Raw genomic sequence first — 8,760 nt, 5'->3', positions numbered from 1 at the left:
GGGATCGCCCGGTTCCGGCAGGACGTTGAACGAGGAGACATGATCATGCGTCTTCCGCTTGCCATTACGTCCTTTCTCACCGTCGCCGGTCCTGCGGGGGCCCAGGAAATCGCCAGCGCCTATACGGAGCTCAATCCCATGCGGGATTGCACGGTCTACGCAAGCGCGGCCGAGGGGGACGGCGATTGGAGTAATCTGGTCTGCTCCGGCTACAAGGGTTTTCCGGTCTTCATCCATTGCAGCGACGCGCGTGAATCCCTGTTCTATGGCTTTCCGCCGCAGGGCCGCGATCTCGCATGGGAATCCTTTTCCGCCTTCAACAATGCCGGACCGAAGATCGAATGGCGCGTCGAGAGGGACGGGACCGGCGAAAAACCCTTTGCCGCGATCCATCGCTGGTTCGTATCGGCCAATCCGGAGGAACCGGACAGGCAGATCGAGGTGCTCGTCGTCCACAAGGTGGGCCGGATCGGGGAATGGCAGGGCTGCGCCGTCGGCTATGTGGTGGCGACAGGCAACAGGGACGCCAACGCGCAGGCGCGGCGGATTGCCGACGATAAGGCGCGCAGTTTCGCCTGCGGCTCAGACCAGCCGGTGACCGCCGCCAGCAGCATTCCCCTGCCGGACTTCACGCGCAGCGAATAAGGTCAGGTTTTCGCCGCCCCCTTGGCCCGCTCGATCGCTTCCGAGATGAGGCGGCGGGCGACGGCGGCGTCGCCCCAGTCGCCGATCTTCACCCATTTGCCGGGCTCCAGATCCTTGTAGTGCTCGAAGAAATGCTGGATCTGCTGCAGCGTGATCTCCGGCAGGTCGGTGTAGTTGAACACCTTCTCATAGCGGCGGGTCAGATGCGGCGAGGGGACGGCGATGACCTTCTCGTCCTGGCCCTTGTTGTCCTCCATGACGAGCACGCCGATCGGCCGCACATTGATTACGCAGCCGGGTATGAGCTGGCGCGTGTTGCAGATCAGCACGTCGATCGGGTCGCCGTCGTCGGAGAGCGTGTGCGGGACGAAGCCGTAATTCCCCGGATATGTCATCGGCGTATAGAGGAAGCGGTCGACGATGAGGGTGCCGGCTTCCTTGTCCATCTCGTATTTGATCGGCTGCCCGCCAACGGGCACTTCGATGATGACGTTCACGTCTTCCGGCGGATTGTCGCCGATGGAAATGGCTTCGATGCGCATGATGGCTCCGATGTGAATTGGGCCGCGTGCCTAGCGGCTTACGCGAAGCCAGGCAATGCGGCGTATGGGCTCACGGGCGCGGGGGCGCTCAATCCCAGACGAAGGCGATCTTGCGCAGGGCCTTGCTGTCGAAGACCTCGACGCCCTCGGCCGCATCGCGGCCGCCCGCGCCTTGATAGAAGGAGACCGCACTCGTGTTCTCCTCGAGCGCCCAGACGACGAGACCCTTCATGCCATGCGCGGCGAGCATCTCGCGCGCCGCCTGGAAGAGGCGCCGGCCAAGGCCGATGCCCTGGTATTCGGGGCCGAGATAGAGCTCGTAGATCTCCCCCGCCTGCTTCAATTCGCGCGCCCGGTTGCGGCCGAGCGTGGCATAGCCGGCGATCTCGCCGCCGATCTCCAGCACCAGGACCGTGGCAGAGCGGCGGATGGCGTTCGCCCACCAGCGCGGGCCCCGCCGGCCGATCATCGCGTTCAGCGCGCGATGCGGGATGATGCCCACATAGGCGCCGCGCCAGGCGCGGTCGTGGACAGCAGCGATGGCTTCCGCGTCCTGCGGATCCGCCCGTCTGATGTCGATCGAAAGCGTCTTCATGGCATTAACCATAGCTGCGTCGGGCGGCGGCTGGCAAGCGGCTCCAAGGCAATCCTGGATGGCAGCGGAGAGTCAGATTTCCGCCACATGATTGTCGAGTTCGTCCGGGTTGACGGTTCCCGGCGGGAAGTGGGTGGACAGCTCCGTGCCTACGATTTGCACGGCCTCCACTAGCCCGTCCGCCAGCCTGCTGCCGGCGGCGTGGCGAATGAGAATCGCCACAGCTTCGTTCCAGCGCTCCTGGGGCACGCGCGCACCGATACCCGCATCGGCGACGACCTCCGCATAGCGCTCGGCGAGGGAGACGAAGATCAGCGCGCCCGTGCGCCCGCCGGTGGCGTGGATGTTGCGGGAAAGGAACTGCCGCAGCGCGTTGTCGTGGGCGCGGCGGTAGCGCAGGCGGCGCGGGACGAAATGGATGCGCAGGCGCGGGAAGACCTCGAGCAGCAGGAGCGCGGCGCCGATCGCAGCAAGCTGCGTCATAACGAGGCTGCCCGGCCTGACGGAAATCCACCAATGGTGAAGAAAGAAGCTGGCGAGCAGGCTGAAGAGGAGGATCGACAGGCTGACAAAGAAGGCGGCGGGGAAGAAATAGCTGTCGCTTGCGCGGGCGAGCACGCAATAGATCTCGCCTGAGGTCCTTCCCTCGGCCTGGCGGATCGCCTCTGCCACCCGCGCCCGTTCCTCCCCGGTCAGAATATTGCCGTTCGCCATCACCAGCCCCCCGACGCGCCGCCGCCCCCGGACGAGCCGCCCCCGCCGGAAAAGCCCCCGCCCCCCGAAGACCGGCCTCCCGACGACCACCCGCCGGCGGACCGGCCACGGCGCCTCCCACCCGAGCCATAGGTGAAATTCATGCCCAGCCAGCGGTAGCGGTTGGGTGCGATTTTCCGGCCGAAGATCGGCGGCAGGATCGCGCCGGCCATGCCGCCGAAGAAGACGACCGCCCAAATGACGATAAAGACCGTGATCCCCCAGTCGAACGGCACCCCCTGCTCCTCGAACCGGCGGGCGCGCTCCTCGAGTTCCGCCGCGTTGCCTTCAAGCACCGTAATGATGTCGTCCACCGCCCGGCTGATGCCGCCGGCGAAGTCGCCAGCACGGAAGGCCGGCACCATTGTGTTCTCGATGATGAGCTTGGAATGCAGGTCGGTCAGCGTACCTTCCAGCCCGTAGCCCACCTCAATGCGCATCTTGCGGTCTTCGAGCGCTACGATGAGCAGCACGCCGTTATCCTCGCCCGCCTGTCCAAGACCCCAAGCGCGGAACAGGCGATTGGCGAAAGGCTCGATTGGCTCCCCGTCAAGGCTCTTGATCGTGGCGACGACGATCTGGTCGGAAGATTTCTGCTCGAAGGCGGCGAGCTTCTCGATGAGCCGCGCTTCCGTGGCGGCATCAAGGAGATCTGCATTGTCGACGACGCGGCCAGTGAGGGCCGGCAGCTCCGCCGCGGCGGCGGCCGCAAATGCCGACAGCGCAAAGAGCCAAGCGCAAACAAACGCGGCGAGTCGCCGCCGGACCGCCGGAGCCATGCGCGCTCTTAGCCGCCGTTGCCGAAATCGACTCTCGGCGCGTTCATATTCTCCTCGGTGGTGGTGAAGTTCTGCATCGGCTCGGCTTCCGTGTACCAGAATCTTGCCCAGAGGATCGTCGGGAAGGTTCTCAGTGAGGTGTTGTAGAGGCGGACGGCCTCGATATAGTCGCGCCGGGCGACGGCAATGCGGTTCTCCGTGCCTTCGAGCTGCGCCTGTAGGGCGAGGAAGTTCTGGTTTGCTTTCAGGTCCGGATAGTTCTCGACCACGGCGAGGAGTCGCGACAGCGCACCCGTGAGCTGCGCCTGGTTCTCCTGAAAGGCGCGGAAGGCATCGGGGTCGGTCAGCATCTCGGGCGAGACCTGCACCTGGGTCGCCTTGGCGCGCGCCTCGACCACGCTTTGCAGCACCTCGCGCTCATGGGCAGCGTAGGCCTTCACGGTCTCGACCAGATTGGGAATGAGGTCGGCACGGCGCTGGTACTGATTCAGGACTTCGCTCCAGGCGGCCTTCGCCTGCTCCTCATAGGTGGGGATTGCATTGAAGCCGCAGGCGGAAAGCAGCGGCAGGGCCAGAACAAGAACGAGAAAGGCACGCAGGCCGGGCGTGAAGGGTAGTGCGATAGGCATGAAGCTCCCCGAGATGTTCGACCGCGCGGGAGAATAGTGCTATTCGCCTCACAAGCAAATGACGGTTCACGGATCGGGCGGAATGGGCGACAGACGCAGCGACCAGGAACGGCAGGAGGAGTCGCGCCGCATCCTGGAGCGGGTGGAGCGTGACAGCCAATCCTTCCTGCTGCGCTCGGCCTCCCGCGCGCGCGGTCACTTTACGGCGAGTGAGGCGCAAGGGGAGGATTGGACCGAGCTCTGGGGGAGGCGGATCGGGCGCATGCTCGGGCTCGCTTTTGCGGTCGCCCTCATCGTCTGGCTCATCGCATATGCTTCAGGTGGCGGATCGTGATGGATACGGGTGGAAGCTTGGATGCGGGAAACGGCCCGCGCGCTGTGATCGTGGTCTCCAGCCACGTCGCACGAGGCTCGGTGGGCAACCGGGCCTCGGTTTTCGCGCTGGAGACGCTCGGTTTTCCGGTCTGGGCCGTGCCCACCGTGACCCTTCCCTGGCATCCCGGCCACGGGCGGGCGACGCGCATCGTGCCGCCGACCGCCGACTTCGCAGCGCTGATGCGGGACCTCGAAAATGCCCCCTGGCTCGGCGAGGTTGCCGCGGTGCTTTCAGGCTATCTCGGCGAGGCGGGGCAGGCGGAAGCGGTGGCCTCGCTCGTTGGCGCGCTCAAGCGGCGCAATCCGCGCGCGCTCTATGTCTGCGATCCGGTGATGGGCGATCTCGGCGGGCTCTATGTGCCGGAGGCCACGGCCGCCGCTATGCGAGACGTGCTGCTGCCGCTCTCGGATGTTGCGACGCCCAACCGGTACGAACTCGCCTGGATCGCCGGCGAGGACCTCGTCACGCTCGAAGACGCGCTGGAGGCGGCCTCGCGAACCGAACCGGGCATGATGCTGGTCACGTCGGTGCCCGGCACGGTGCCGGGCGGCATCGGAAACCTGCTGCTCACGCCGCAGGAAGCATACCTTGCCGAGCATCGCGCCATCGAGAACCCGACCAAGGGTCCGGGGGACCTTGCGGCCGCGCTCTTTACCGCCTGGCTGCTGCGCGGCCTTGCACCGGCGGACGCTCTGCGCAGGGCGACCGCGTCGGTCTTCGAGGCGCTGGCGCGGGCGGCCAAGCGCGGAGCGGACGAACTGATGCTGCAAACCGACGCCGCAAGCCTTTCCTCGCCGATGGCCATGGTCAAGATGCGCAATCTGCCGGTGCCGGGCCGGGATCTCAGCGCCTGAGTCCATCTCGGTGTTGCGGCTTTTAACGATCCCGGCTATTCGCAAGCCATGGCACATCTTCCCGAGCGGCTTCTGGCCGGATATCGCAATTTCATGGCGACGCGCTATGCCACGGAAAGCGAGCGCTATCGTTCGCTTGCGCGCGAGGGGCAGTCGCCCGAGACAATGGTGATCGCCTGCTGTGACTCGCGGGCGGCTCCCGAAACTATCTTCGATGCAGGACCCGGCGAACTCTTCGTGGTCCGCAATGTCGCCAATCTGGTGCCGCCCTATGCCCCGGACGAGCACCATCACGGCACGTCCGCCGCGCTCGAATTCGCGGTGCAGAGCCTCAAGGTGAAGAGTATCGTCGTCATGGGCCATGGGCGCTGCGGCGGCATCGGCGCGGCGCTGAACCCTGCCGCCGAGCCGCTCTCACCGGGCGACTTCATCGGCCGCTGGATGAGCCTCGTGGCGCCGGCGGCGGAGGCCATTGCCGGCAACAATCTCTTGACGCCGTCCGAGCGCCAGACGGCGCTGGAGCGCGTCTCGATCCGCTTTCAGGTGGAGAATCTGCGCACCTTCCCCTGCGTGCGCATCTTGGAGCAGAAGGGGAAGCTGACGTTGCACGGCGCCTGGTTCGACATCTCCTCCGGCGAACTCTGGGTGATGGACCCGAAAACCGGCGATTTCGCCCGGCCTGAACTCCGCTAGCCGCGTATGATCGCCGCCGCCGCGGGTTCCGGAAGGCGGCGCCAGAAGAGCCAGGTCACAATCGCGATCGTTCCCATTGCGGGGATAACCACGCCCATCGCCAATACGGGGTCTCCGATCAGGGCGGCGATGGAGCCGCCGAGAAGGCCGGCGCCCATCTGCATGAAGCCCGAGAGAGACGACGCGGCCCCCGCAATGCGGGGAAAGGGCGCCAGCGAGGCCGTCATCATGGCCGGCATCACAAAGGCGATGCCGAAAGAATAGAAGCCCACCGGCCCCATCACATGCAGTAATGTGGGGGGCGCCGTATTCAGAAAATACACAAGCAGGATGCTGCCTGCCGCGATGAAGCACAGCCCCACCGGAACGAGCTGATAGGCGCTCACCTTCCGCAGGAGGGGACGGACGGCGAGCGATCCCGCGAAGAACATGCCAGACTGCATCAGCATGCCGAAGCCGAATTCCGCGGGGGTGAGGCCGACCCGGTTCATGAGGATGAAGGGGAGCACCGTCGCCTGGGTGTACATCGCGCCGACGCTTCCTGCCGTGACGAGGCTGGAGGCCAGGAAATAGGGGCTGCGCAGCAGCTGCGAATAGGCCTGGAGGAGTCCGCGCGGGCTGATGCGGGACATATCGCGGGTCACGGTCTCCCGCATCCAGAATTGCACGATGAACACGATCACGAAGCCGCAGGCAAGCATGATCAGGAATATCGCGTGCCAGCCGGCGAGCTCCATGGTGAGCCCGCCGATCGTTGGCGCGAGGGCCGGCCCGGCGGCGAGGATGATGCCCATCAGGTTCATGATGCGGGCGGACTGTTCCTGCGTGAAGAGGTCGCGCACGAGGGCGCGGGACACGGCGACCCCCACGGCCGCACCCACGCCCTGCAGGAAGCGGGCGGCGATCAGAAGCTCGACTGTAGGCGCCACCACCGCAAGCAGGCTGGCGACGGCATAAATGCCCATGAAGGCGAAGGTGACCGGCTTGCGGCCCAGCCCGTCGGAGAGCGGCCCGCAGAAGAGCTGCGCTACCGCAAATCCGGCGAAATAGAGCGACAGCGTCATTTTCACCGCCGCCTCGGTCGTTCCGAAGGCCTCCACGATCTGCGGCATGGCGGGGGTGTAGAGGGCGAGCGAAATCGGGCCTACGGCAACCAGCATGGCACCGATGAGGCTGACGCGCCTCTCGCTCATCACGGGCGCGGGAACGGCTTCGCTGTGGATGGTCATCGCGCCGCTTTCAAATGCCGATCGGAAACCAAGTCACGCGCCGCCAGAGAAATTGGCGCGCACTCTTCTCAGGAGCTGATTGAGCAAGGCCCATTCGTCGTCGCTCATGTCGCCGCGCGCCTTTCTGCGCACCTCGGTCGTCACGCGCATGATCGCCTGGAGCGCGGCGTCTGCCGCGTCGGTGAGGCGAACCAGCTTCGCCCGACGGTCGGACGGGTCAGGGACTCTCTGTATAAGCCCGCGCTCCTCAAGGCGGTCGAGGTAGGAGCTCAGGGTCATGGCCTCCAGCCCCATTCGCTCGGCCAGCACGTTCTGGCGCATTTCGCCGGCGCGCGCGGCGTGCAGAAGGGTGCGCGCCTCCCCGGGAGTGATCCCTATTCCTTCCTTCAGGATACGCTGGTCGAGATCCGCGCGAATCGAACGAGCAAGGTCGCTGAGCAGAAAGCCGAAAGTGTCGGGGTCGATCTTGATGCTCACTGTACTAGACGGAACGTAAGGGATGCTTATCAATTCTGTATTAGAGACGCGCTGCTGGCCCTGTCAAGCAGTAAGCCGGAGCCTGACGCGCCCGTCAATGGCTCCCGGTCACGCGGACGGTCGGTCCAGCCTGATATTTCTCGCGCCACTCGGCATAAGGCATGCCGTAGATGATCTCGCGCGATTGTTCCTTCGACAGCGCGACGCCGGCCTCTTCGGCGGCTTCCAGATACCAGTTGGCAAGGCAATTGCGGCAGAAGCCGGCGAGGTTCATCAGGTCGATGTTCTGCACATCGGTCCGCGCACGCAGATGCTCCACCAGGCGACGGAAGGCCGCAGCTTCAAGATCGCGCTTCTGGTCTTGCGAAAGATCGGTCATCGATCCACCCCGATGGGCCCGGTGCGGGAGCCAAAGAACTTTATCTCGTGCATATCGGGATGGCGGTTGATGGCGTCAAGTATCGGCGCAAGGCGCTCTGCCCATTCGGCAGCCCCGGTATCTGCGACAATCAGGTCCTGGCGGATCTCGATGAGGGCGTGCGCGAAGCCGCTAGCGGTGCAGTGACGGAACATGGTGTCGCCGCGCAACGCGCCGTCATAGGGCTCGTTGTCGCCGACGATGAGGTTGGGCTCGCGGGAAAGGGCCTGCAGAAGCAACTTCGGCGCGCGCGGGTCGCGGTCCCAGAGGATGCCGACATGCCACGGGCGCTCCCGCCCCTGCATGAAGGGCGTGAAGGAGTGGATGGAGATCACCAGCGGAGCTGCGCCGCAGGCCGACGCGGTGGAGGCGATGAGGGCCGCCACCGCATCGTGATAGGGCTCGTAGAAACTTTCCAGCCGCTTGTGTCGCTCTTCCGGCCGCATGGGGTAATTGCCGGGCACCACAGTGCCGTCATAGAGCTGGCGTATTAGGGTCGGATCGTCGGGACCACGGTTGGGGTCGATGAGAAGACGGGAAAAGCGGGCCATCACGGCAGGCGCGCCGGTGAGCTTGGCAAGCCTGCGCGTCACCGCTTCCACGCCGATGTCATAGGCGATGTGCCTGTTGAACTCGGCTGGGGAGAGCCCAAGATCGCCATACTCCTCCGGCAGAAGGTTGAAGGCGTGGTCCGCCACCAGCACCAGACCCTTGGCGCGGTCGCCGTCAATGATCTCGAAGGGCGCGAAAAGGGAGGTGCGTATCATGCC

General features: G+C 65.4%; 13 protein-coding genes. 4 read left to right on the top strand and 9 right to left on the bottom strand.

Features of this window, described 5'->3' with window-relative positions; genetic code table 11:
• Positions 1-45: 45 nt before the first annotated feature.
• Positions 46-645 carry a hypothetical protein gene (locus RIN79_RS00575; protein WP_309082650.1) on the top strand — a complete coding sequence of 200 codons (600 nt, stop codon included), beginning with the start codon at positions 46-48 and terminating at the stop codon, positions 643-645.
• 2 nt (positions 646-647) lie between these two features.
• On the opposite strand, the gene ppa is transcribed toward RIN79_RS00575, so the two are convergent.
• The 5 genes from ppa to RIN79_RS00550 all read right to left on the bottom strand — a co-directional run bounded on the left by ppa (position 648) and on the right by RIN79_RS00550 (position 3,943).
• On the bottom strand, positions 648-1,187 hold the full coding sequence (gene ppa, locus RIN79_RS00570) for an inorganic diphosphatase (RefSeq protein WP_309082649.1): 540 nt from the start codon (positions 1,185-1,187) through the stop codon (positions 648-650).
• An 88-nt stretch (positions 1,188-1,275) separates the two neighbouring features.
• The gene (locus tag RIN79_RS00565) at positions 1,276-1,782 is read right to left on the bottom strand and encodes a GNAT family N-acetyltransferase (RefSeq protein WP_309082648.1); all 507 of its coding nucleotides are present in this window, start codon (positions 1,780-1,782) and stop codon (positions 1,276-1,278) included.
• Between the two features lie 72 nt (positions 1,783-1,854).
• Complete coding sequence (locus tag RIN79_RS00560) at positions 1,855-2,496, bottom strand: TPM domain-containing protein (protein WP_309082647.1); 642 nt, start codon at positions 2,494-2,496, stop codon at positions 1,855-1,857.
• Positions 2,496-3,314 carry a YgcG family protein gene (locus RIN79_RS00555; RefSeq protein ID WP_309082645.1) on the bottom strand — a complete coding sequence of 273 codons (819 nt, stop codon included), beginning with the start codon at positions 3,312-3,314 and terminating at the stop codon, positions 2,496-2,498. The genes RIN79_RS00560 and RIN79_RS00555 overlap by 1 nt, the downstream gene beginning before the upstream one ends.
• An 8-nt stretch (positions 3,315-3,322) precedes the next feature.
• Positions 3,323-3,943 carry a LemA family protein gene (locus tag RIN79_RS00550; protein WP_309082644.1) on the bottom strand — a complete coding sequence of 207 codons (621 nt, stop codon included), beginning with the start codon at positions 3,941-3,943 and terminating at the stop codon, positions 3,323-3,325.
• A gap of 82 nt (positions 3,944-4,025) precedes the next feature.
• Between RIN79_RS00550 and RIN79_RS00545 the strand changes: the two genes are divergently transcribed.
• Genes RIN79_RS00545 through RIN79_RS00535 form a run of 3 tightly spaced genes read left to right on the top strand, consistent with a single transcriptional unit; the run spans position 4,026 to position 5,866 of the window.
• Positions 4,026-4,277 carry a hypothetical protein gene (locus RIN79_RS00545; protein ID WP_309082643.1) on the top strand — a complete coding sequence of 84 codons (252 nt, stop codon included), beginning with the start codon at positions 4,026-4,028 and terminating at the stop codon, positions 4,275-4,277.
• Positions 4,277-5,173 carry a pyridoxal kinase PdxY gene (pdxY, locus tag RIN79_RS00540; RefSeq protein WP_309082826.1) on the top strand — a complete coding sequence of 299 codons (897 nt, stop codon included), beginning with the start codon at positions 4,277-4,279 and terminating at the stop codon, positions 5,171-5,173. The genes RIN79_RS00545 and pdxY overlap by 1 nt, the downstream gene beginning before the upstream one ends.
• 48 nt (positions 5,174-5,221) lie before the next feature.
• On the top strand, positions 5,222-5,866 hold the full coding sequence (locus tag RIN79_RS00535; protein WP_309082642.1) for a carbonic anhydrase: 645 nt from the start codon (positions 5,222-5,224) through the stop codon (positions 5,864-5,866).
• Here the strand turns inward: RIN79_RS00535 and RIN79_RS00530 are convergent.
• From RIN79_RS00530 to RIN79_RS00515, 4 genes are all read right to left on the bottom strand, one after another.
• On the bottom strand, positions 5,863-7,095 hold the full coding sequence (locus tag RIN79_RS00530) for a multidrug effflux MFS transporter (RefSeq protein ID WP_309082641.1): 1,233 nt from the start codon (positions 7,093-7,095) through the stop codon (positions 5,863-5,865). The genes RIN79_RS00535 and RIN79_RS00530 overlap by 4 nt on opposite strands.
• Before the next feature lie 33 nt (positions 7,096-7,128).
• A complete protein-coding gene (locus RIN79_RS00525; protein ID WP_309082640.1) occupies positions 7,129-7,572 on the bottom strand; it encodes a MarR family transcriptional regulator in 444 nt (147 codons plus the stop codon).
• A gap of 94 nt (positions 7,573-7,666) precedes the next feature.
• Positions 7,667-7,951 (bottom strand): DUF1244 domain-containing protein, encoded by a 285-nt coding sequence (locus RIN79_RS00520; RefSeq protein WP_309082638.1) that lies wholly within the window; start codon positions 7,949-7,951, stop codon positions 7,667-7,669.
• Positions 7,948-8,757, bottom strand: a complete 810-nt coding sequence (locus RIN79_RS00515; RefSeq protein ID WP_309082825.1) for an N-formylglutamate amidohydrolase — start codon at positions 8,755-8,757, stop codon at positions 7,948-7,950. Before RIN79_RS00515 ends, RIN79_RS00520 begins: the two co-directional genes overlap by 4 nt.
• Between the last annotated feature and the right edge of the window lie 3 nt (positions 8,758-8,760).

Source organism: Chelativorans sp., from assembly GCF_031180965.1.
In the GTDB taxonomy this organism is placed as follows: domain Bacteria; phylum Pseudomonadota; class Alphaproteobacteria; order Rhizobiales; family Rhizobiaceae; genus Chelativorans.
Note: the sequence above shows the minus strand (reverse complement) of the source record. Positions and strands in the feature narration are given on the sequence as shown.

Excerpts from the sequence above, each read along its gene's own strand:
- RIN79_RS00575 (WP_309082650.1), top strand. The coding sequence starts at position 46 with ATGCGTCTTCCGCTTGCCATTACGTCCTTTCTCACCGTCGCCGGTCCT.
- ppa (WP_309082649.1), bottom strand. The coding sequence starts at position 1,187 with ATGCGCATCGAAGCCATTTCCATCGGCGACAATCCGCCGGAAGACGTG.
- RIN79_RS00565 (WP_309082648.1), bottom strand. The coding sequence starts at position 1,782 with ATGAAGACGCTTTCGATCGACATCAGACGGGCGGATCCGCAGGACGCG.
- RIN79_RS00560 (WP_309082647.1), bottom strand. The coding sequence starts at position 2,496 with ATGGCGAACGGCAATATTCTGACCGGGGAGGAACGGGCGCGGGTGGCA.
- RIN79_RS00555 (WP_309082645.1), bottom strand. The coding sequence starts at position 3,314 with ATGGCTCCGGCGGTCCGGCGGCGACTCGCCGCGTTTGTTTGCGCTTGG.
- RIN79_RS00550 (WP_309082644.1), bottom strand. The coding sequence starts at position 3,943 with ATGCCTATCGCACTACCCTTCACGCCCGGCCTGCGTGCCTTTCTCGTT.
- RIN79_RS00545 (WP_309082643.1), top strand. The coding sequence starts at position 4,026 with ATGGGCGACAGACGCAGCGACCAGGAACGGCAGGAGGAGTCGCGCCGC.
- pdxY (WP_309082826.1), top strand. The coding sequence starts at position 4,277 with ATGGATACGGGTGGAAGCTTGGATGCGGGAAACGGCCCGCGCGCTGTG.
- RIN79_RS00535 (WP_309082642.1), top strand. The coding sequence starts at position 5,222 with ATGGCACATCTTCCCGAGCGGCTTCTGGCCGGATATCGCAATTTCATG.
- RIN79_RS00530 (WP_309082641.1), bottom strand. The coding sequence starts at position 7,095 with ATGACCATCCACAGCGAAGCCGTTCCCGCGCCCGTGATGAGCGAGAGG.
- RIN79_RS00520 (WP_309082638.1), bottom strand. The coding sequence starts at position 7,951 with ATGACCGATCTTTCGCAAGACCAGAAGCGCGATCTTGAAGCTGCGGCC.
- RIN79_RS00515 (WP_309082825.1), bottom strand. The coding sequence starts at position 8,757 with ATGATACGCACCTCCCTTTTCGCGCCCTTCGAGATCATTGACGGCGAC.